The organism is Streptomyces sp. NPDC002680 (assembly GCF_042889145.1).
GTDB classification, from domain to species: domain Bacteria; phylum Actinomycetota; class Actinomycetes; order Streptomycetales; family Streptomycetaceae; genus Streptomyces; species Streptomyces adonidis.
Map to the genome: position 1 here is coordinate 1 of NZ_JBIAQP010000001.1, position 21,237 is coordinate 21,237.

17 protein-coding genes and 1 pseudogene are annotated in these 21,237 nt (G+C 68.9%); 5 read left to right on the forward strand and 13 right to left on the reverse strand.

The genetic code is table 11. From position 1 onward, the window contains the following. Window positions 1-1,572 precede the first annotated feature (1,572 nt). Complete coding sequence (locus ACFYXF_RS00005) at window positions 1,573-3,420, reverse strand: diguanylate cyclase domain-containing protein (RefSeq protein WP_389346340.1); 1,848 nt, start codon at window positions 3,418-3,420, stop codon at window positions 1,573-1,575. Further along, window positions 3,417-3,965 (reverse strand): RNA polymerase sigma factor, encoded by a 549-nt coding sequence (locus ACFYXF_RS00010; protein WP_389346343.1) that lies wholly within the window; start codon window positions 3,963-3,965, stop codon window positions 3,417-3,419. Before ACFYXF_RS00010 ends, ACFYXF_RS00005 begins: the two co-directional genes overlap by 4 nt. A 792-nt stretch (window positions 3,966-4,757) precedes the next feature. Between ACFYXF_RS00010 and ACFYXF_RS00015 the strand changes: the two genes are divergently transcribed. After that, window positions 4,758-5,708 (forward strand): SDR family NAD(P)-dependent oxidoreductase, encoded by a 951-nt coding sequence (locus tag ACFYXF_RS00015; RefSeq protein ID WP_389346345.1) that lies wholly within the window; start codon window positions 4,758-4,760, stop codon window positions 5,706-5,708. Between the two features lie 405 nt (window positions 5,709-6,113). Here the strand turns inward: ACFYXF_RS00015 and ACFYXF_RS00020 are convergent, their stop codons facing one another. Both ACFYXF_RS00020 and ACFYXF_RS00025 read right to left on the reverse strand, forming a co-directional pair. Continuing rightward, window positions 6,114-8,234 (reverse strand): PQQ-dependent sugar dehydrogenase, encoded by a 2,121-nt coding sequence (locus ACFYXF_RS00020; RefSeq protein ID WP_389346347.1) that lies wholly within the window; start codon window positions 8,232-8,234, stop codon window positions 6,114-6,116. 204 nt (window positions 8,235-8,438) lie between these two features. Beyond that, entirely contained in the window at window positions 8,439-9,602 is a 1,164-nt protein-coding gene (locus ACFYXF_RS00025; protein ID WP_389346350.1) for a sugar phosphate isomerase/epimerase family protein, read from the reverse strand. 321 nt (window positions 9,603-9,923) lie between these two features. On the opposite strand from ACFYXF_RS00025, the gene ACFYXF_RS00030 reads away from it, so the two are divergent. Beyond that, complete coding sequence (locus ACFYXF_RS00030; protein WP_389346352.1) at window positions 9,924-10,103, forward strand: hypothetical protein; 180 nt, start codon at window positions 9,924-9,926, stop codon at window positions 10,101-10,103. Window positions 10,104-10,754: 651 nt separating this feature from the next. On the opposite strand, the gene ACFYXF_RS00035 is transcribed toward ACFYXF_RS00030, so the two are convergent. The 6 genes from ACFYXF_RS00035 to ACFYXF_RS00060 form a co-directional block, all read right to left on the reverse strand. Then, complete coding sequence (locus ACFYXF_RS00035; protein WP_389346354.1) at window positions 10,755-11,762, reverse strand: sugar phosphate isomerase/epimerase family protein; 1,008 nt, start codon at window positions 11,760-11,762, stop codon at window positions 10,755-10,757. Window positions 11,763-11,793: 31 nt separating this feature from the next. Beyond that, window positions 11,794-13,008 carry a Gfo/Idh/MocA family protein gene (locus tag ACFYXF_RS00040; protein ID WP_389346356.1) on the reverse strand — a complete coding sequence of 405 codons (1,215 nt, stop codon included), beginning with the start codon at window positions 13,006-13,008 and terminating at the stop codon, window positions 11,794-11,796. Window positions 13,009-13,076: 68 nt separating this feature from the next. Next, entirely contained in the window at window positions 13,077-14,126 is a 1,050-nt protein-coding gene (locus ACFYXF_RS00045; RefSeq protein ID WP_389346358.1) for a substrate-binding domain-containing protein, read from the reverse strand. Between the two features lie 102 nt (window positions 14,127-14,228). Next, the gene (locus tag ACFYXF_RS00050; protein WP_389346360.1) at window positions 14,229-15,257 is read right to left on the reverse strand and encodes an ABC transporter permease; all 1,029 of its coding nucleotides are present in this window, start codon (window positions 15,255-15,257) and stop codon (window positions 14,229-14,231) included. Next, on the reverse strand, window positions 15,254-16,777 hold the full coding sequence (locus ACFYXF_RS00055; RefSeq protein WP_389346362.1) for a sugar ABC transporter ATP-binding protein: 1,524 nt from the start codon (window positions 16,775-16,777) through the stop codon (window positions 15,254-15,256). The genes ACFYXF_RS00050 and ACFYXF_RS00055 overlap by 4 nt, the downstream gene beginning before the upstream one ends. 361 nt (window positions 16,778-17,138) lie before the next feature. Then, entirely contained in the window at window positions 17,139-18,320 is a 1,182-nt protein-coding gene (locus ACFYXF_RS00060) for an ROK family transcriptional regulator (RefSeq protein WP_389346364.1), read from the reverse strand. Window positions 18,321-18,822: 502 nt separating this feature from the next. Here ACFYXF_RS00060 and ACFYXF_RS00065 point away from each other — a divergent pair. Then, the gene (locus tag ACFYXF_RS00065) at window positions 18,823-19,209 is read left to right on the forward strand and encodes a MarR family winged helix-turn-helix transcriptional regulator (protein WP_389348430.1); all 387 of its coding nucleotides are present in this window, start codon (window positions 18,823-18,825) and stop codon (window positions 19,207-19,209) included. Between the two features lie 67 nt (window positions 19,210-19,276). Here the strand turns inward: ACFYXF_RS00065 and ACFYXF_RS00070 are convergent. Further along, window positions 19,277-19,381, reverse strand: a pseudogene (locus ACFYXF_RS00070) (IS3 family transposase); the annotation flags it as partial. A 25-nt stretch (window positions 19,382-19,406) separates the two neighbouring features. Between ACFYXF_RS00070 and ACFYXF_RS00075 the strand changes: the two are divergent. After that, the gene (locus ACFYXF_RS00075; protein WP_389346366.1) at window positions 19,407-19,541 is read left to right on the forward strand and encodes a hypothetical protein; all 135 of its coding nucleotides are present in this window, start codon (window positions 19,407-19,409) and stop codon (window positions 19,539-19,541) included. A 36-nt stretch (window positions 19,542-19,577) separates the two neighbouring features. On the opposite strand, the gene ACFYXF_RS00080 is transcribed toward ACFYXF_RS00075, so the two are convergent. After that, window positions 19,578-20,018: a hypothetical protein gene (locus ACFYXF_RS00080; protein WP_389346368.1), complete on the reverse strand. Its 441-nt coding sequence runs from the start codon at window positions 20,016-20,018 to the stop codon at window positions 19,578-19,580. Between the two features lie 367 nt (window positions 20,019-20,385). After that, a complete protein-coding gene (locus tag ACFYXF_RS00085; RefSeq protein WP_389346370.1) occupies window positions 20,386-20,532 on the reverse strand; it encodes a hypothetical protein in 147 nt (48 codons plus the stop codon). A gap of 443 nt (window positions 20,533-20,975) precedes the next feature. Between ACFYXF_RS00085 and ACFYXF_RS00090 the strand changes: the two genes are divergently transcribed. Beyond that, window positions 20,976-21,182 (forward strand): hypothetical protein, encoded by a 207-nt coding sequence (locus ACFYXF_RS00090; RefSeq protein WP_389346372.1) that lies wholly within the window; start codon window positions 20,976-20,978, stop codon window positions 21,180-21,182. The last annotated feature ends 55 nt before the right edge of the window (window positions 21,183-21,237 follow it).

The following is a 21,237-nucleotide window of genomic DNA, read 5'->3' on the forward strand; positions in this document are numbered from 1 at the left end:
GATCCACGGCGACATCCCCACACCAGACGGAACGCTCAACTCCCGCCCTGGACGCGGCCGTCAGCGCCGATCCACCTCTTTGTGTTAGCCGTTGTAAGACGCTCTTCTCGGCCGTCAGGATGCGGATCCGCTGCGACGCGAGAGTTCGTGATCGGCATCCGCGAGGTCTGGCGCGACCAGCCGAACTTCAGGGCACTCGCCGAGGGGTTTCCGGCTCAGGCCTGGTGGCGGCCGGACCTCGGGAGTCCCCTACGGCTTCCACCTGGTGGAGTCGTCACCGGCTCCCCGGCCTCTCGCAGCTGAGGGAAAGCATCCTCCCAGACGTCCCGTACATCCCGACCTGTGAGGCTGCGCAGGACCGGCCGCAGATCAAGGAGCACGCAGCCGTTGAGGAAACGGCACAGATCCTGTCGTGTGCCTTCCATGAGCGCGGTCCGGTACAGGCTCATGCGCTGGCGTGGCCGGGTCCGGATCGAGCACGCGCAGCCCGGACCACGCTGCGTGCAGTGGCAGCTTGACCATGCCGCGCTTGGGGCCGGCCAACTCATCGAGGCTGGAGGGCAGTCGGTGCGCATATTTCAAGCGGTGTGGTGCCGGGCCGGAGGAGAGATCGGTGACGGATGCAGCATCGATTGTCACCGATCCCGCGAGCGAGCTAGTGGGGTGAGCATGACAAAACGGGAAGTGATCTTCGTGCTCGTGGGAAGGCGCTGCGCGGCTGGTGGCATCACCCCAGGTAGACCCCGCTCGTGAACACCCCACTTTCTCGCGTCGATCAAGGGAATTGATGCGCGTCTGTACCTGTGCCTGATAGATGCCACAACAGCCCCATGCCTCGCATTTTTGGGATGGGGCGAAATGCATCAACCGCTGACCAGGCACTTGCCCGGCGCAGGCGCGCGATGCCAAAAGCGCGCCCCCTCACAGGAGGCAAGCGCATCTCACTTTGTCTCACCAAATCTTGTTCCAGGGCTATCTACGTGCCACGATGCACACGCGCCACGTTGGCGTGCTCCCCGTCACTGCTCCTGGCTCAACAGGCTGACCAGGGAGAACTGGCACGATCACGTTGGCCCGTGAGACTGCCCCAGAGAGTCGGTACCGCTCAGCGGGCCGACTCTTCGTGGTTTCGCCCCCGTGTGAAGCCGATCGCCATGCCTTCCAAGGCTGGCCATCGGCCCCGTCCAGGACCGCTACAACCATGCAGTGCGCGATGGCGACACGGCCGGACTCATTCGGATCTGCCCAGGCAGGCACGGCCGTTCTGCGGTTGGAGGCGGTGTAATGCTGGCGGGCAGGCCCCAGGCACGCGGCGCAGCCGGGGCCTTTCGCTGCTCCGAGCCAACAGCGTTGCACCCCAGTGCCTACACGCACTTCGCTCCTGCTCCTCCCAGTGAGATCGGGGAGCGGCTGTCACCGCCGTTGTAAGCGGCGGTGACAGCCGGTACGAGGAGAACCGGCTCCCCCTCCGGCGTTCTCCTCGCGCGGGGCGTCCTGGCCAGCGCCGGAGAGATGCCGGGCATTCTCCGGGTGCTTCCACCAGCGAGGACGCAGTTTGTACGCCGTCGACCGCTACGTGGTGTGCGACAGCTGCGCGGTCTTGCGGAGCGTTTTGGCGAAGTACATGTCCTGGTCGGCCGTGTTGATGATCTGCTCCGCCGTCATCCCGTTCCTGGCCCACATGATCCCCACGCTGGCCGACAGGTGGAGCGTGGTGCCGCTGATGCGGATCGGGTGGGTGAGAGAGGCCCGGATGCGCGGTTCCAGTTCTTCGATCTGCTGGAAGGTCCGCCCGATGGCGAGAAGGGCGAACTCGTCGCCGCCCAGCCGGGCCACCACGTCACCGCGACGTGCCAGGTCGGTCAGGCGCCGGGCCACCTCTACCAGGACCGCGTCCCCTACCTCTTGTCCGTGGTTGGTGTTGATCAGAGTGAAGTCGTCGAGCCCCACCGACAGCACGGCCACACTGGTGGCGCGTCCGTCGGTCGCGGGCGTGTCGCACAGGCGCTGCAGTTCGGCGCGGAGTGCCGCGCCGGTCACCGCACCGGTGAGCGGATCACAGGTCAGAACCGGTGCGCCGGAGCTCCGGCCGGCACGGCCGTCCTCGTCTAGTGTGATGAGGCAGCGCGGGCCGTCCGAGCCCCTGGATGAGTCGCCGGTGACGGGAACGGCACTGATGGTGGTCGGCAAGTAGGAGCCGTCACGGCGGGTCAGGCGGGCTGTGCAGCTGCCCCTGGCCTGTGAGATCCGCAGCCAGGCAGCGAGATCGTCCGGGTGGACCAGGTCCTCCAGGGAGAACTCGAGCAGCGCGTTGGGACTTCGGTCCAGCAGCCGGCACAGGGCATCGTTGACTTTGAGCAGTCTGCTCGGCCGGCCCGCAGGCAGCTCAGCCAAGGCCATGGGCCGCTGGGCAATCGCCATGGTCTGACGCAGCCGGTCCTCGCCCACCTGCAGCAGCGTGTGCTCGCGTTCCAGCCGTACCAGCGCGCGCTGCGCGTCGGCCCGCAGGCGCGCTGTGGTGATCGCGAGCGCGGCCTCGCGGGCGTAGAGCTGAAGCGCTTCGCGCTCCCACGGCCCCGGCAGCAGCCCGTCCTGCGGAAGATCCACGGACAGCACCCCCAGCAGGGCGCCGTCGGATGTGCGCATCTCGGCGAAGAGCCGGTCCTCGTTGTGCCACCTGCCCGGTGCCGGATCCGGCCCTCCTTCCGACCGCCACGACGGGACACCGTCGCCGTCGGTGGTCCAGCCGATTTCGTGGGAGATATAAGCGACTTCGCCCCAGCGCTCGCCCATCGACAGGCGGGCATCCCATGCCGCGCGCGGGCCGACCCGCCCGGCCAGGAAGGATTCGGCGGTCTCGCTGCCGGACACCGAAGCGACGACGAGATCGCCGTCGGGGCGGACCAGATTGAGACAGCAAGCTCCGTAGTCGAGATCATTCACCGCGCCCTCGGCGACGGCTTTGAGGGTATGGGCCAGGCTCTCGGCCTCGTGCAGGCGGCTGAAGCTCCGGCGTAGCCGGGCCAGCCGGGTAGCGGGGGCCTGCCAGGTGTCGCTTCCGGCGGCTGACACGCCGGCGAGATTGTTCAGTGCCCGACGGCGATCGAGGGTCTGCAGTTCGTAGGCGGCGTCGGCGACACCGGACCGGGCCGCCAGTTCCAGCCAGCGGGCCGCCTGTTCCCAGTCCTCCCGACGCGAGAATTCGATCCCCAGGGCGTAGGCGTCGCTGCCGATTTCGGCCCGGTCCGTGGCCGCGTCGACGAGCGCCGCCTCCGCGGCACCGAGCCTGCGCAGCTGCTCCCCCACCGCGCGGAACCCGGACAGCAGTTCACCTTCGGCGAAGGCAGGACGTGGTGCGCCCAGTTCGGCAAGCAGCCCCTCGAGCCTTTCGTCACCGGACCGGTGCTGGTGGTGCGTCATCGGTGTGCCCCTTTGTGTGCCCCTTGGTCGAGAGGGAGGAGATAGCCCTGGAGTTCGGGCATGGCCCGAAGCTCGCGCATCGCCGCAGTGGTGAGTTTCTTCAGCCCTTCGACGCCGATGCCCATCAACGCGGCCGCACTGCCCCGGTCCAGGCCGTCGATGTAACGCAGGGTCACCGCCTGCCGTTGCCGCTCGGACAGGCGTGCCAGAGCCTGCTGAACATCGACCCGGACATCGGCACGCTCACTCTCCTGATGCTGCTGGCCGGGCCGCTGGTCCAGCGCCTCGTACACGAACGCGTCGCCCGGGAGTTCCGCCGCCCGCCCTGCCTGCGCGTACCAGTCGGCCACGCGTCTGCGGGCGATCACGAACAACGGCGCTACCTCGTCCTCATACCCCTGCCAGGACCGCCGGAAGTACGCCACCCACACCTGCTGGCAAATGTCCGCCACAGCCGCCTCGTCCCCCACTCGGCGGCTAACGTACCCGGCCAGCCGAGGATGCTGGGCTCGGTAGATGGCCTGCCTCGGGTCCGCCGTCACCACGGGATACCCCGAAGCCCCCAACCCCAGCCTGCGGGTAATGTCTCCCCGCCCGTAGGGAGCGTGCCGTCATGCCAGGCAGCAGACGGATACCGAACGGCCATGACCATGAACTGGTTCCCCTCGCCTCGGATGCCTTCACCCAACAGGTCTCCGCGCGGACAACAAACGGGTACTCCGCTCCCGCCGGGCACTTGAACTCACGGTGTCCGCGGCCTCAGGTGTCACCTCAGCGCACAGAGCCAGTCGGCTGGCCAAATGCGGTAACAGCATCCCGTTCAGCACACGTGAAATCTCGATGCTGGGCCCGGCGGACCTCGTTGATCGCTTCGACCAGACCGGAAGTGCAAGGTCCCACAGCCGGCGGAGTCCAGGGCACATGCGCGAAGCCGTCGGCACGGACCACCCCGACACGTTCAATTCCCCTCGCCACACGCCGAGTTCCTCGCCATCGGCGGAGACCTGTCCAGCTACGCAGACGCCGGCCACCTGGCCGCCCACGCGGGACTAGGCACCGGTGTCACGCGACTCCGGCTGGCTTCGACTGTGTGTAGCGGCCCCATTTGACCGAGCGGGATGGCCCCGTTCGTGCTTCACCTGGCCACACTCGCTCTCAGTTTCCGCCCCGGTCGTGGCGTAGCGGCATTCCTGCTCTCAGCAGTTCTCCGGAGGGGTGTCGGAAATCTGTCGGCGGTGCGGGTGATCTGTCGGCGATATGTCGGTGGAGGTTGCGACCTTGTGCGGGTCGGTGCTCTCCATGAGCACGCTGCCCCAGAGCGCAAGGAGCCTGTCATCGTGTCTTCCGCATCCCAGAGCCGACCGTGGGACGTTCACCGGCTACCGACTGCCGAGGGCAGGATCTTCCTGGTCACCGGGGGTAACGCCGGGATCGGCTACTTTGCCGCGGAGCAGCTCGCCGCCACTGGCGGCGTCGTCATACTCGGCAGCCGGGACCGTGCGAAGGCCGACGCCGCCATGGCCTCGATCCGCTCGCGCGTCCCCGGCGCGCAGGTGCGCCACCTTCAACTGGACCTCGCCGACCTGTCGTCCCTGAAGACCTCCGTGGACAGGCTGGACCTCGATCGTCTCGACGCGGTGGTCTACAACGCGGGGGTCGCGCTCGACGACCCGCCGCGTCGAGAGACCAAGGACGGCCACGAGCTGATGTTCGGCACCAACCACCTCGGCCACTTCGCGCTGACCCAGTGGCTGGCCCCCCTGCTGTCCACAGCTCCGGCAGGCCGCATCGTGACGGTGGGAAGCTTCGCGGCGCGGTCCGAGCGACTGGACCTCAACGATCTGCAGTCGACCCAGGACTACCGGCCCAAGCGCACCTACGGCCGATCGAAGCTGGCGCAGATGTGCTTTGGCTTCGAACTCGATCGCCGCCTGCGTGCCGTCGGCAGCACGGTGCTCAGCGTGGTGGCCCACCCCGGCGGCGCACTGGACTCCCTCACCCCGTCCCGCCCGCCGCTGAGCGTGACAACCCCCGGCGAGCGGCTGCGCGCCTTGCCGTCCGCCTTCCTGGTGCAGGGCAAGGACGCCGGAGCCTGGCCCGTCGTCCGTGCCGTCCTCGACTCTGACGTGCAAGGAGGGCAGCTGTGGGGGCCGAGGGTCTTCGGCCTGCGTGGCATACCCCGGCGTGAACCCGTCCCCTCCCACATGGCCGACCCGGCCGTTGCCGCCCGCCTGTGGGCCGCAAGCGGTGAGCTGGTCGCCACCGATCCACACCTCGGCTTTCGGTAGGCGCGGAGCCACCCCTTGAGCGGCCATCCAGCGGCCAACTGCCATGCTCAGCCCGGCCAACCAGGGTCAGTCACAACCAGTTGCCTGCAGGAGGGCGTTGATCCAGATCATCGAGGTGCGGAGGTGGAGGCCGGAGAGGTAGCTCTCGGGTGTCTTGGCGTAGCGGCTCGCGATGCCCCGCCAGGCCTTCAGCCTGTTGCTCAGGCGTCCGACGGTGTTCCTCTCCTTGTCTTCTGGGCACCGTTCCCGACCTCTCCCCCACGCACTACCAGTTCTTCCGGGTCGCCGACGGCGTGACCCGTCTCCGGGCTGCCTGACCGGTTGCGCCGCGCTGCGCGAGCGGTTGGCTACCGCGGCAGCGGGGCGCCCACACGTGGCGCCCCGCTGTGCTGTCGTCGGGTCGGATCAGTCGGCCGGTGTCAGCGCGACCTCGGCGCTGCCCGAGAGGGAGGGCAGGCCGTCCGGGGGCGTGTCCGTGTAGGTGGCGTTGAAGACTGCCTTGAGGTTGTCCGAACCGGAGTGACCGCCGTCCACGAAGGTCACGAACGATCCGGAGCAGCCGTTGCTCGTGGAGAGCGGGTGGCCGTGCGAGTCGTGGCCGAGGATGAACGAGACGCTGACCTTGGAGCAGTCCACCGGCTGGTCGTCGGTGACGGTGACCTGCCAGGTGACCGTGTCGCCCCAGTGGAACGGTGTGCCGCCGTGCGGGGCCGGGTCGGTGGTGAGCGAGACGGTGGGCGCCTTGTTGCCGACCACGACGAGAACGGAGGCGGAGGCCGAACGCCCGGTGCTGTCGGTGACCTTCAGTGTGGCGTCGTAGACGGCGTTGTCGGTGAAGGTGTGCTTCGGGTTCGCCTCCCTGGAGTCCACGGTGCCGTTGGCGTCGAAGTCCCAGGCGTAGCGGAGGGCGTCACCGTCGGCGTCCTTGGTGCCGGCGCTGGAGAACTGGACCGTCAGCGGGCTGGTGCCGTTGACCACGTCCGCGGCGACCTTGGGCTCCGGGGTGCGGTTGCCCCGCGTGAAGTCGATGCGGGAGAGCTGGGCCTCGGGCAGTTCCGCGAAGTAGCCGGTGCCGTACTCCAGGACGTACAGCGCGCCGTCGGGGCCGAACTCGGCGTCGATCGGGCCGTCCGTGGTGATCGAGGGGATCGCGTCCTCGATCTTCAGCACCTCGTTCTTCTTGCCGAGGGTGATGGCCTTCATCTGATCGCGGGTCCACTCGTAGAAGAGCGGCTTGCCGTCGAAGTACTGGGGCCAGCGGTTCTGGGCCTTGTTGTGCTTGTCGTAGCTGTACACCGGGCCGCCCATGGGGCCGATGCCGCCGGTGCCGAGTTCGGGGAACTCCGCGGAGGCCCCGTAGCCGTAGACGATCTCGGAGTCCTCGACCGGGGGCAGCTCGCTGCGGCCGGTGTTGTGGCGCGAGTCGTTGACGGGCTTGGCGCAGTTGAAGGCGCCGCTGGAGGTCTGCGTGGCGAAGTCGTAGTCCTGGTACGGCATGTCCGGGGTCACACAGAACGGCCAGCCGTAGTTGGCGGGGCGGTCGATGACCATCCAGCGCCCCTGGCCGGCGGGGCCGCGGCCCGGGTTGGCGGTGTTGGCGTCGGGCGAGTAGTCGCCGACGTAGAGCTCGCCGGTCTTGTCGTCCACGGCGAAGCGGAAGGGGTTGCGCAGGCCCATGGCGTAGACCTCGGGGCGGGTCTTCGCGGTGCCCGGCGCGAAGAGGTTGCCCTTCGGTATGGAATAGCCGCCGTTGGGCTTGGCCTTGATGCGCAGGACCTTGCCGCGCAGGTCGTTGGTGTTGCCCGCGGTGCGCCGCGCGTCGTAGGCAGGGTTGCGGTCGGGGCGGTCGTCGACGGGGGCGTAGCCGTCGGAGGAGAACGGGTTGGAGTCGTCTCCGGTGGACAGGAACAGGTTGCCCTTGCCATCGAAGTCGATCTTGCCGCCGACGTGGCAGCAGATGCCGCGGTCGGCCGGGACGTCGAGGATCTTCTGTTCGGTGGCGTAGTCGAGCTTGTTGCCCACGAGCTTGAACCGTGACAGCCGGGTGACGCCCTTGTACTTGGCGAAGTCGGCGTCGGTGCCGAATTGCGGGGCGTCGCCCTCGTTGACGCCCGGGGTGGCCGGGTCGTCCATGGGAGTGTTCAGGCGGGGCGAGTAGTAGAGGTAGACCCAGTGGTTCTTGGCGAAGGCGGGGTCGATGGCGATGCCCTGTACGCCTTCCTCGTCGTGCTGATACAGGCCGGCGGGGCTCTTCTTGAGGTCGGCGGCGAGGAAGTTCACGCCGCTCTTGGGCTCGTGGATGCGGACCTCTCCGGTGCGCGCGGTGTGCAGCACCCTCCGGTCGGGCAGGACGGCCAGGGCCATGGGCTCGCCCGGACGGTCGTTGAGGGTGACCTTCTGGAAGTCGGACGAAGCCGACGGTGCCGGGTCTGGTCTGGCGGCTTGGGCTGGGGAGAGCGGCAGGAGCCCGACGGCTCCGGCCAACGCAGCCGCGCCCACGAGGGTGACGATCCGTCTGTTGCGCACTCAGAACTCCTTTGGTCTGGCCAGCGGGTGAAGTGCCGGACGAAATGCGTGAGTTGGACGCTAGGGCGCTCACTTTCAACACGTCAAGGACAAAGTTTCAACTTTTTCGATGAAAGTCTGTCCTGGAGTTTCCGGGTTTTTCGGGCACGCCCGGGGGCCCGCCCGACACCAAGGCGCCGGGCGGGCATTGCGGGTGACGCTTCGTCAGTTGCAGGCGCGCAGGGCCGCGAGGTTGCCGTAGCCGATGCGGGCGAAGTCCAGGGACTGACCGGGCACGCTCGCGCTCGGTGCGTTGTCCTGCTCGACCATCGGGTTGTGGTAGTTCTTCGCCCCCACCAGGGTGAAGAACTTCCGGTAGTCGATGTCGCCCGTGCCGAACGGCACCATGTCGTAGCCCAGGCCGCTCTGGAGGTTGACGACACCGTCCTTGGCGTGGAAGAGCGGGAAACGGTTGGTGTTGCGGACCACGAGTGCGGCCGGGTCGAAGACGTCCTTGCGCTGTGAGCCGTCGTGGGCGGTGTACGTGTGGAACTTGTACTGGGCCACGTGCGCCCAGAAGACGTCCAGCTCCAGGTAGACGCTCTTGCGGTCCGTCGACTTCAGGAAGTACTCCAGCTTGCGGATGCCGGAGCTGCGGGTCGGCCGGCCCTGGGCGTCGAGCGGGCCGCCGTCGAGCAGGAAGTCGTAGGCCGCGTCGTGGTTGTGGGTGTAGAGCTTGATGCCCTCGCGGCGGGCGATGGAGCCCAGGGTGTTCCACTTCTGCGCGGCGACGTCCCAGTCGGCCCGGTAGGGGGTGTTGGTGGGGTCGGCGCCGGTGCCCATGTGCTCCATGCCGAGGATGTTGGATATCTCCAGCCAGCGCTTGAAGGTGTCCAGGTCGGACGGCGTCAGGGGCCAGGACGACGGGATGAAGCCGTGGCTGCCCTGCGCCCGCAGCCCGTACTCGTCGAGCCAGGAGCGCAGCAGCTTCGCGCCCTGGACGGTGCCCAGATCGGCGCCACCGGGCGCGTTGGCGTGCTGGCCGTAGCCGGCGAACTCCACCTGGCGGTAGCCGAAGCGCGACAGCTGCTTGAAGACCTCCCGGAAACCGGAGGGCAGGTCGGAGGCCAGCGGGTCGCGACCGACCGCGTCCCGGACGGTGTAGAGGATGATGCCGCGCTTGTGCGGCGGGACCAGAGCGGAACGGCCCCGGTCATCGCCGGCGGCCGAGGATCTGTCCTGCGCCAGGGCGGGTGTGGCGCCGAAGACCGGTGCGGCGATCGCCGCACCGGTGACGGCCGTGCAAGTGGTGAGGAAACGGCGGCGGCTGACACCGAGTGTGCGGCGCAGGGAGTCGCTGGTGACGGCTTCGTCGTTGAACGCGGTCACAGGGGTTCTCTCTTTCGTTGTCGCGGTGCTGCGGATGCCTGACGGCCGGCCGTCTCGAGCGAGGCCGACGAGCCGCAGGAGAAGGGACTTCACTTCGGTGGCCGCAACGCGGCCGGGCACTGCGCGGGGGGGGTGGGGACCAGGGCGAGCGGACCTTCGTCGTCGCTCGCAGGGCGGCGGCCGCGTAGGGGGAGCCGGGCGGCCGTCGTACGGCGTCGGGTGCGGGCAGCGGCTCTGTGGAGGAGACGTTGACGGCGACCGCCCGTGCCGGCGCGTTGTACAGGCGGAAGGAGGTGAGGTCGGCGACGCGGTCCGCGATGAGTGCCTCGCCGCTACGCGGGGCGTTCGGGGGCCGCCCAGCCGTATCTCCTCGTCGGTGGCCTGGAGTTCGGCGCGCACGGCAAAGGCGCTGCCGTACGGCAGGAGGCCCGCGTCGGTGGGATGTTCGGCTCGCTGGGGCAAGGGACGGGAGGCGGTGCAGTGGCCGCCGAAGACGAGTGAGGGCAGGGGCGGCAGGCGGGTGGGGTCGAACCTTTCCGGTCGTTCTTCATGGGCTGCCTCCCTGCCATGTCGAGGTGCCGATGTGGTGTGGAGGACTGCGGGAGGGGGCTCGGGGGCCTCCCGCCCACCTCCGGTGTCGGGGCAGCTTCGGCCGCGGCCGAGGAGGATTCCTCCGTGTTCGGCGCGGTTACGGGGTACGGGTGGGCGGCAGAGGGCCGCCGGTGGGAAATGCGGGATACCTGAGGGCTCGTCACCCTGCGCCTTGCAGGGACGTCCTCCATGACCGGTCGCACGAACCGTGCGCCGTGCGACCTGAATACGCCGTCAGTCTCGGACCACTGTGTGGTGCCGTTGCACGAAGGGACCGTAGCCCCGTTCGTCCTTGACCGGAACCCTTCGCGCACCGAGAACGACGAACTTTTTCCTTGATCAGGACAAAGTGGTGTCAGGGCAGCCCGGACCGGCCCGGTGGCTCTTCCGCCACCGGACACGGACCCGGTCGGCTCTCACCAGGGCAGGAGGACAGCTACGGTTCCCCGGTGCTCCAACTATGTGTGGACTGAGCCGATGTGGGCCTGCCCCGCCAGGACGCGCCCCGCCACGACGGCGCCGCTGAAGACCGACGGCGCATCACGCCCTGGCCGCGGAGCGCTAGTTCTCGCCCCCTGAGAAGGCGGCGTCGAAGGACGCCGAAGGCGGGTCGAAGTCGAACTTCTTCAGATGGGCGAGCGCACGCGGAGCGCCGACGAGACGGTCCATGCCGGCGTCCTCCCACTCCACCGAGACCGGACCGCCGTAACCGATCGAACGCAGCATCCGGAACACGTCCTCCCAGGGGACGTCACCGTGCCCGGCGGACACGAAGTCCCAGCCGCGCCGCGGGTCACCCCAGGGCAGATGGGAGCCGAGCCGCCCGTTGCGCCCGTCCAGACGCTTGCGGGCCTCCTTGCAGTCGACGTGATAGATCCGGTCCCGGAAGTCGTAGAGGAAGCCGACCGGGTCCAGGTCCTGCCAGACGAAGTGGCTGGGGTCGAAGTTGAGCCCGAAGGCAGGCCGGTGGTCCACCGCCTCCAAGGCACGTTTCGTGGTCCAGTAGTCGTAGGCGATCTCGCTCGGATGGACCTCGTGGGCGAAGCGGACGCCCTCGCTGTCGCACACGTCCAGGATCGGATTCCAGCGCTCGGCGAAGTCCTCGTAGCCGCGCTCGATCATCCGCTCCGGTACCGGCGGGAACATCGCCACCAGATGCCAGATCGACGATCCGGTGAACCCGACGACCGTGTCGACTCCGAAGGCGGCCGCGGCCCGCACCGTGTCCTTGATCTCGGCCGCGGCGCGCCGGCGTACCCCCTCCGGCTCCCCGTCGCCCCAGATCCTGGCGGGCAGGATCCCCTGGTGCCGTTCGTCGATGGGGTGGTCGCACACGGCCTGGCCGACGAGATGGTTGGAGATCGCCCAGCACTTCAGGCCGTACTTCTCCAGCAGGGCATGGCGGCCGGGTAGGTAGGACGGATCGGCAAGCGCCTTGTCGACCTCGAAGTGGTCGCCCCAGCAGGCGAGTTCGAGGCCGTCGTAGCCGAACTCGGCGGCCAGCCGGCAGACCTCCTCCAACGGCAGATCGGCCCACTGACCGGTGAACAGGGTGAACGGGCGTGGCATGGTGCCTCCGAGCGGGGTTCCTGACGGCTCTCTAGCGGACTTCGGCCTCGACGGCCTGGACAGGGGTGTAGACGGAGTTCTTCTGCGCGCTCTCCTCCACCGCGGCGAGCACCCGCTGCACCTGCAGACCGTCGGCGAACGACGGCACCGGGTCGGTGCCCGATGCGATGGCCTCGACCAGGTCGCGGGCCTGGTGGGCGAAGGTGTGCTCATAGCCGAGCACATGGCCCGGCGGCCACCAGCCCTCCAGGTAGGGGTGCTCGGCCTCGGTGACGACGATCCTGCGGAACCCCGCCGTGGCGGCGGGCTCCCGGTGGTCGTGGAAGGACAGTTCGTTGAGGCGTTCGAGGTCGAAGGCGAGCGAACCGGACTCGCCGTTGATCTCCAGCCGCAGGGCGTTCTTGCGCCCCGAGGCCATCCGGGTCGCCTCGAACACGGCCAGCGCCCCCGAGGCGAGCCGGCCGGTGAAGACAGCCGCGTCGTCGACCGTCACCGCATCGCGCTGGGTGCCGCCGGCAGCGGACAGGCCCGAGGAGGCACCGTCGAGGCGGGGGCGGTGCTTGACGAACGTCTCCGTCTGGGCGGAGACACCGACCAGCACCTCACCCGCCAGGTACTGCGCGAGGTCGACGATGTGCGCGCCGAGGTCACCGAGCGCCCCCGACCCCGCGTGCTCCCGCTGCAGCCGCCAGGTCAGCGGAAAGTCAGGGTCGACCAGCCAGTCCTGGAGGTAGCTGACCCGCACATGGCGCATCGTGCCGAGCCTGCCGTCGGCGATGAGCCGGCGGGCGAAGGCGAGGGCGGGCACCCGCCGGTAGTTGAAGCCCACCATGGCCAGCTGCCCGCGCGAGCGGGCCGCTTCAGCGGCCGCGGTCATGGCCTCCGCCTCGGCGACCGAGTTGGCCAGCGGCTTCTCGCACAGCACGTGCTTGCCCGCCTCCAGCGCGGCGATCGCGATCTCCGCATGGCTGTCGCCCGGAGTGCAGATGTCGACGAGCTGTACGTCGTCGCGGATGATGAGGGCACGCCAGTCGGTCTCCGCCGCGGCCCAGCCATGCTTGTCGGCCGCCGCCCGCACGGCGTGCGCGTCGCGGCCGGCGATCGCGGCCAGGACCGGCCGCAGTGGCAGGTCGAACACGCGCCCGACGGTGCGCCACCCTTGTGAGTGCGCGGCGCCCATGAACGCGTAGCCGACCATGCCCACGCCGAGTGCCGGCGGTGCGGTCCGACTGTCCCTCTGTTCCATACGGATTCCTCCTGATCGGAGTGTCACTGACTCATCACTGTGTTCGCGGGGCGCACGGCCCGGACCGGTCAGCTGAAGCCGGTCGGCAGGTACTGGTCGACGTTGTCCTTGGTGACCACGGCCGAGTAGAGGGTCAGCGTGGACGGAATCTCGAACTCGGCGAGGCCACCGACGCCCTTGCCCTGGCCGAGCGCCCGGGCAAGATCGATGGCGGAGGCGGCCATCGTAGGCGGGTACAGGACGGTCGCCTTGAGCACGCTGTCGCCGGCCTTGATGGCGTCCATCGCGGACTTGGCACCTGCGCCGCCGACCATCAGGAAGTCGTCGCGACCGGCCTGATCGATGGCGCGCAGCGCGCCCACACCCTGGTCGTCGTCGTGGTTCCACAGCGCGTCGAACTTCGACTGGGCCTGGAGCAGTTGGGCCATCTTCGCCTGCCCGGACTCCACCGTGAAGTCGGCCGCCTGGCGGGCCACCTTGCGGATGTTCGGGTAGTTCTTCAGGGCGTCGTCGAAGCCCTTGGTGCGCTGCTGGGTCAGTTCGAGGTTGTCGAGGCCGGCGAGTTCGACGACCTTGGCGTTCTTTGTGTCCTTGAGCTGTTCGCCGATGTAGTGGCCGGCGTTGAGGCCCATGCCGTAGTTGTCGCCGCCGATCCAGCAGCGGTAGGCCTGCGGGGAGGCGAAGACGCGGTCCAGGTTGATGACGGGTATGCCCGCCCGCATGGCCTGCAGTCCGACCTGGGTGAGGGCCTTGCCGTCGGCCGGCAGGATCACCAGGACGTCGACCTTCTTGTTGATCAGGGTCTGGATCTGGCCGATCTGCTGGGCGGTGTCGTTGGACCCCTCGGTGATCTCCAGGGTGACGTCGGAGTACTTCTTCGCACGTGACTTGGCGTTGTCGTTGATGGCGTTGAGCCAGCCGTGGTCGGCCTGCGGTCCGGCGAAGCCGATGGTGACCTGCTTGCCGGGCTTGTCGTCGGCGACCGGGGCGGCGTTGTCCGCGGCCGGTTCCTGGTTCTTGGGCTCGTTGCTGGTGCAGGCCGTCAGTAGCGCGCCGGCAGAGACGGCTGCGGTGCCGAACAGCAGTGCTCTGCGGCTGGTGGCGGGGGTTCTTGCCATGGCGGATCGACCCTTCGGCTGGGCGGGTGTGCGTCAGATGGAGGCTGTGGGGTGCCGGACGGCGGTGTCAGGGGCCGCCGTCCGGCGGTGTGGGGTACGGCGTCAGGTGTCGCCGTACAACGAGCGGCGCTGGACCAGGACGGCGGCGACGATGATGGCGCCCTTCGCGATCTGCTGGACAGCGGTCTCGAGGTTGTTCAGGGCGAAGATGTTGGTGATCGTGGTGAAGATCAGGACACCGAGGACGGAGCCGATGATGGTGCCGCGGCCGCCGCTGAGCAGGGTGCCGCCGATGATCGCGGCGGCGATGGCGTCCAGCTCGTAGAGGTTGCCGTTGGTGTTCTGGCCCGAGCCGGCGAGCACGATCAGCATGAACGCGGCGATGCCGCAGCACAGTCCGGACAGCAGGTACAGGTAGAGGCGCTGGCGGCGGACGTCGATGCCGGCGAGGCGTGCCGCCTCCGCGTTGCCGCCGACCGCGACGGTGCGGCGGCCGAAGGTGGTGCGGTTGAGCAGCAGCCAGCCGATGACGGTGACCGCGCCGAAGATCAGGACAAGCGGCGGGATGCCGAGGACGTAGGAGTCCCTGGCTCCGAGATCGAGCACCGATTCGACGCTCACGACCTGGGTGCTGCCGCCCGTGATCTGCAACGCCAGGCCGCGGGCGGAGGCGAGCATGGCCAGCGTCGCGATGAACGGCACCATCCTGCCGTAGGCGATCAGCAGACCGTTCACGAGGCCGCAGCCCACACCGACGATCACAGCGGTGAAGAGGATGCCGGCGAAGCCGAACTCCTGGGTCGCCACGGTCGTCGCCCACACCGAGGCGAGCGCCACCATCGCGCCGACCGACAGATCGATCCCGCCACTGGTGATGACGAAGGTCATGCCGACGGTGACGACACCGATCACGGACGCCTGGGTGAGGACGAGCTGCAGATTGCTCGTCGCCAGGAACTCGTCCGGTGCGGTGATCCCGCCGACCGCGACCAGGGCGGCGAGGACTCCGAGCAGGGACAGCGTACGCACGTCCCACCGCAGAGCGGGTCGGCGTGAACTGTCCTGGCCCCCCGCGGACTTGGCGGCGGACGTCGGCGCTTCCTTCTGGGGCGCGGTGGCCGGCTGCGTCATGGCGTCGGGCTCCCTTCCATCACAAGATCGAGTACACGGTGCTCGTCGAGCTCCCGGGCGTCCGCGGTGTGCACGACGCTGCCTTCACGCAACACCAGCACCCGGTCGGCGAGCCCCAGGACCTCGGGCACCTCACTGGACACGAGAAGTACGGCCAGGCCCTCGTCGGCCAGCCGGCGAATCACGGCGTAGAGCTCCGCCCGGGCGCCGATGTCGACACCCCTGGTCGGCTCGTCCAGCAGCAGCACCTTGCAGCCCCGCAGCAGCCAACGCGCCAGGACCGCCTTCTGCTGGTTGCCGCCGGACAGGGTCCTGATCGCGGCATCGGGATTGTCCGGGCGCAGGGACAGTTCCCGCACCGCCTGGTGCGTCGCCGCCCGCTCGGTGCGCCGATCGATCCAGCCCGCGCGGGCGAACCTGGACAGGGTGGAGACCGAGACGTTGCTGCTGACGGACTCCAGCATCAGCAGGCCCTGCGCCTTGCGTTCCTCGGGCGCGAGGCCGATGCCGGCGCGGACGGCGGCCCGGACACTTCCCGGGCGCAGCGGGGTGCCGTCGACGAGGACCCGACCGCCGTCGGGCCTGCGTGCCCCGTAGATCGTCTCCAGGATCTCGCTGCGCCCGGACCCGACGAGTCCGGCCAAACCGACGATCTCACCGGGCCGCAGCTCCAGATCGACGGGTGCGAACTCCCCTCGCCGGGTGAGCCCCTCGACCGTCAGCACCGGTTCCTTCCCCGTGGCGAACCCTGTCTCTGGGCGCTCGGGGAAGACGTACTCCACGTTCTGCCCGGTCATCAGGGCCACGACCTCATGGGTCGGCGTCGACTCGGCGGGCAGACCGCCCGCGACCGACCGGCCCTCTTTCAGGACCGTGACCCTGTCGCCGATACGCCGGATCTCCTCAAGGCGGTGGGAGATGTAGATGACGGCGACCCCGTCGGCCGTCAGATCACCCACGATCCGAAAGAGGTTGTCCACCTCTTCGGGGTCGAGTGCCGCGGACGGCTCGTCCATCACGATCAGCCGAACCTCGTGGGACAGTGCGCGGGCCATGGAGACGATCTGCTGCTGCGCCGCGGACAGATCACCGACGAGTCGCGAGGGGTCGATCTCCGAGTGCCCCAGCCGTTCCAGCAACTCAGCGGTCGCCGTACGGGCGACGGAGCCGCGCACGACGAACCCGGCCGAGGTCGGCTCGTGCCCCAGGAAGACGTTCTCCGCGACGGACAGCCCCTCGATCAGGTCGAGTTCCTGGTAGATGGTGGCGATGCCGAGGCGCATGGCGGCGATCGGCGACCCCAGGGTCACTTCCTCGCCCTGCCAGGTGATCTCACCGCTGTCGGGCTGGTGAGCGCCGGCGAGCACTTTGATCAACGTGGACTTTCCGGCTCCGTTCTGACCGAGGAGGCAATGGACTTCGCCGGCCTGGACCTCGAGATCCACACCGTCCAGGGCGCGAACGCCCGGGAACGACTTGGTGATAGCGGACATGGTGAGCAGGGGTGATGGTGGTGCCATGAGAAATCCCCTCGGCAGGTGCGGGCCGTGAGCGAGCGGAGCTGGGCAGGATGGAGCAGGTACGTGGACAGCTCTGGGAAGCCCGGGGCGGCAGGTGCCGCCGGGGCGTAGGGGCAGGGCAGGCCCAACGGCCTGGGAGCCATGCAGTGGGGGGAGTCAGCCGTCGGCGCTGCATGCAGTGGATACCGACGGGGCTGTGGCGTTGCGGGGGTTCTACGGGTGTCGCGACGGCGCCATGGGGTTGCCGAGGAGCATTGGTCGTGGGGTTGACGCCAGTGGGGTTCAAGTGACGTCGTAGCTACGCCACGGGGGTGTCGTGGCGCGACTGGTGGTCCGTTTTGCCGGTGCGGTCGGGCAGCGGTCAGGCGGGCGAGAAGACGTGGTCGCTGATGAGCCGGGCCGCGCCGATCGCTCCGGCTGCCGGTCCCAACTCGCCCAGCACAATCGGCAGATTGCCGGTGGCGAGCGGCAACGACTGCCGATACACCTGGGTCCGAACGCTGGCCAGCAACGTGTGCCCGAGCCCGGTCACACCGCCGCCGATCACCACCAGCCCCGGATTGAAGAAACTGACCAGGCCGGCGATGACCTGGCCCAGACGCTTCCCGCCCTCCCGAATCAGCTCCAGAGCCACCGCGTCCCCCGCTGCCGCGGCAGCCGACACGTCCTCGGCCGTCAGGCGCCCGGCCGTCTCCAGCCGGGCGGCAAGCTGTGCCGACCGGCCCTCACGCGCGGCCTGCTCGGCGTCACCGGCCAACGCTGCCCCGCTGAAGTGGGCTTCCAGGCAACCCCGGTTGCCGCAGGCGCACGGGCGGCCGTCGGGCACCGCCTGGATGTGCCCGATGTCGCCCGCGCTGCCCGTAGTACCACGGTAGACCTCACCGCCGACGACGATGCCGCAGCCGATACCGGTGCCGATCTTGACGCAGAGGAAGTCGCCCACGGAGCGCGCGACGCCCGCGTGCTGCTCCCCCATCGCCATCAGGTTCACATCGTTGTCGACCATCACCGGGCAGCCCAGTTCCTGACTGAGCGCCTCCCGTACGGGGAAGCCGTCCCAGCCGGGCATGATCGGCGGGGCGACCGGTACGCCCTCGGGGAAGCGGACCGGGCCCGGGACGCCGATACCGGCGCCGTCGAAGCCCTCCGCGAGCCCGGAGGCCCTCAACTTGGCCGCCATGGACAGGACTTGCTCGAAGACCGCGACCGGGCCCTCGCGTACGTCCATGGGCTGGTTGACGTGCCCCAGCACTTCCAGTTCGGCGTTGGTGACCGCGACGTCGATCGAGGTCGCGCCGATGTCGACGCCGAGGAAACGCAGCGTCGGCGCGAGCCGGATGTTGTGCGACCGTCGGCCGCCCCGGGACGGGGCCAGCCCGTCCGCGACGACCAGTCCCGTCTCCAGCAGCCGGTCCACTTCTACGGCCAGCTTCGATCGGGACAGGTCCACCAGGTCGCCCAGTTGGGCCCGGGAGTTGGCCCCGTTGTCACGCAGTAGACGAAGCAGCCGCGCCTGATGCGCGTTCTCAGGCCGAGCAGTCATCCGTCTCACGATCCCTCCTCTTCCCTCGCCCACGGCCGGGGATACGGGTGCCTGTCCCCACCGACTGCACCGTCAGGTTGTCGAAGAGGAACGTAACAACGATTTTCCGGACTGGGAAGTACTTAGGCCGAAGTACAGCACCTCTTTTTCCACGCTCAGGACAAAGTCTGGATGGGTAACGTCCGGGAGTCGTACAACAGGGACAGCGACGGCGGCCAGGCTGACCGAGCCGAGCGATCGCTCCAGTCCCGGGCATGCGCGCATACCTTCCGGCCGAGCGACACCGCAACGACCGGGCCCTCGCCCTGTCGGCTTCGCACCGCTACCGCAGCTCCCCACGCCAGGGGCTGTTGGATGAGCTCCCGGTCCTGCGAGCCGTCGGCCGCCGTGTTCCGCAAGGCGGCCGGGTCCCACGGATGCGCCCGGCCGGTACAGGCTCGGGTCGCAGGCCGCAGTCATCGCGACCGGCATCTCCGCCACCGGACACCGCGAAATCCGCGCCCTGATGCTGCTGGCCGCCGCCGAGGAACCGCAGCCGATCCACCAGATCGCCCACCGGTCGGGGCTGTCCCTCACCGCCGCCAGAAGAGACATCGACCGCCTGGTCCGGCTCGGAAGTGTCGAGCGACGCGAGAGCCCGGCGGACCGGCGGGTCAAGCTCGTCTCGATCACGCCGACGGGACTCAAGGTGATCGACCAGCACCTGGAGCCCCGGCGCAGGGCACTGCGCATCTTCGTGGAGCACCGGCCGGAGAGGAACGTCCAGACGTTCCTCTCCGCGCTGCGCCCCTGGGCGGCCGACGACTGCTTCACGGCGGGACCGTCAGTCGCTCGCTCCCAGCCCCCTCCGACCGAGCAGAAGGAAGTCCATGTCCACCACAGCCGCTGACACGGGAAGCCCCGCAGGCTCCCCGGCGATGACGACAACTAGACAACCGCGGACATACTCAAAGTGGCATGCCCAAGGTGAGCTCGGCGTGGACGCGGCGGTAGCCGTAGGTGCCGCGTGAGGCGACGTGCACCTCCCGGATCAGCCCGGTCAGCCACTCCCGTCGCAGCTGCCGCGGTGGCTGCTACTGGGCACGCTTGAACGACACGACCGGCGAGGGCAGCGCCATCATCGCCAACGGCAACGCCCAGGGCCCGGCCATCGTCAAGGTCGCCGCAGGTGACAAGGCGTTCCAGACCACCGACTGCAAGCCCTGGAAGAAGATCGGCTAGCCATCAGCCAGCGGAGCTCCGGGCCCGCCGCCGCGGTCAGCGACGGCCGGTGGCCAGGATGACGAGGAACTGGCCGCCGCCCGCCTCGATGTCGGCGGTCACCGGCAGCCCCGGTATCAGTCGGGAGAACCGGTCCACCAGCCAATCTGCCGCCTCCTGGGCGTCCCGCTTGGTCAGACATCGGCCCACCATCTCGCGGCCCCCCTTGCGTTCCAGCCTCCCGGCAACGGTGATGAGCGGCGCGGGTTCGACCACGTACAGGCGGTCCGGCCAGGCGATGACCACCTTGACCGCGCCCTTACGGGTATTGCACCCACGGTGCGCGAGCCGCTCGGCGACCTTGGCCTTGCGGTCGGCGGTCCGGCTGTCGACGCTGGGCCCCCGCGGGTCGTTCACCGACTCGTCGGGGTTGACCGGTTCGTCACACACCCAGCAGCGCCAACCGTCACGCTCGGCCACATCATCAAGGAGACTCACCCGAGCAAACTAGCCTGCCCGGCCACCACCCCGCACACCAGGTACTCGAAGAACGGGGCAGCCTGCCAGCACCCGGCACCGGCACCACTCCCAGATCTCTCGGCTGCCCGCTCCACGACGGTGACACCCAGGCCAGGACACCACCGGACCGACGGCCCGGCCGCACAGGCCCGGCGGGCCTTCAACGTGAGCGTGGCGGCGCAGCAGGGCGGGCGGCGGAGTCCGGGTCCAGGGGCGAGGTCGGCTTCACCGCTCAGGTGCACCAGTCTGGAAACGACTGCAGCCGACAGACCTCACGGGCGTGACCCGATCACTGCGACCCAGCCCAGTACTTTCCCTGGAGCCCATCCGACCCGCGCAGCTCACCTCAGCACACGTCGGCGGGCAGATCCGCAGGAGGCGTGGCGGCGTAGAACCGGCGCAGCGGCTCCTCGAGCTTCGTGCCGGCTACCCAGCGGGAGATCAAGAACCGGTCCAGGAGTTGTCGTTCGAGGTGAGCGCCATAATCTCTCACCGTGCCCACTCTCCTGGACCTTCTGCAGTCTCTCGACGAACACCCTGCCGAAGCGGTGGTCTACGCAGCCAAGCCCTGAACGGCCGCCTCAGACGCGGCCGTCGCAGCATTCGACGCGCCGCCGCCCAACCTTCCCTGTCTACTCGAAGCAGTACTGGCCCAGGACGTCCTCGAAGTGTGGTCGTCCTGGCGGGACGGAGCCCGGCCCCGACGCCTCGGCGAGATGCAAGGCAGTCATCCACTACGCCGAGCACGACGCCTACCTGGACGTACATCACTGAACATCGCCACGCAGCAATGCAGGCCTCGGCCGTCGTCCGGCCTGGCCAGGACGAGGTACGGCCACGCTGTTGTGAAGTACTGCTGTCCGGGGTCGGGTTGGCCGTCGCGCAGTAATCAGGAGGCCGGTCCGGCGATTCCGTCGTCGCCGTACAGTGCCGGGTATGGAACCGATGACGGCGTACGACGTGGCCAGGCGCATCACGGAGGAACGCGGCTGGACCTGGACGCATCAGTTCTTCGACGGGCAGGTCCGCCAAACAGCTCCGGTCGTGGGGACCTCCGCTCAGTCCAGCGACCTGGACGCTCTACTGCGGGAGCTGGAGAACCTGTGGCAGCGGCTGAGTGGGGACGACGCCAAGCACTTGTAGGGGTGAGGCTGTTACACGTCGGGGTGCTGGAGGGATCCGACCAGAAAGGAGACTC